The following is a 643-nucleotide window of genomic DNA, read 5'->3' on the forward strand; positions in this document are numbered from 1 at the left end:
AGTTCAAGCAACCGTTCAAAATGGCGAGTACGTTACCGATCCGATTGATGCAAGCGCACTAAACGACGGCACACTCACTGCTACAGCCAGCGTATCCGATGTGGCAGGTAACCCTGTTACAGCTGAGGATACAGTTGAACTTGATAACACCGCAGCGATCACAACCAGTATTGATAAAACCGCCGACGGCGTCATAAATGGTAACGGTGAAAGCGCCGCCATGGTCGTGCGTGGCACGGTGAGCGATGTGGAAGACGGTCAAACTGTTACTGTTATTATCAGTGATGGCACAAACCAAGTTGAAACCACGGCGCTTGTACAAAATGGCGAATACGTTACAGATCCAATTGATGCAAGCGCATTAAACGACGGCACACTCACCGCCACGGCTAGCGTGTCAGATGTGGCAGGTAACCCTGTAAATGCGCAAGATAGCGTAGAACTTGATAACACCGCAGCGATCACAACTAGCATTGATAAAACCGCCGACGGCGTGATTAATGGTAACGGTGAAAGCGCCGCCATGGTCGTGCGTGGCACGGTGAGCGATGTGGAAGACGGTCAAACCGTGACGGTGATCATCAGTGATGGTACAAACCAAGTTGAAACCACGGCGCTTGTACAAAACGGCGAATACGTTACC

At 50.9% G+C, this 643-nt stretch carries 1 protein-coding gene; it reads left to right on the plus strand.

The genetic code is table 11. The features are described 5' to 3' along the window. A partial coding sequence (locus tag CWC16_RS16805) for a hypothetical protein (protein ID WP_138542340.1) occupies positions 1-643 on the plus strand: 643 nt, incomplete at both ends.

Origin of the sequence: Pseudoalteromonas sp. S3776, assembly GCF_005886915.1 — a bacterium.
In the GTDB taxonomy this organism is placed as follows: domain Bacteria; phylum Pseudomonadota; class Gammaproteobacteria; order Enterobacterales; family Alteromonadaceae; genus Pseudoalteromonas.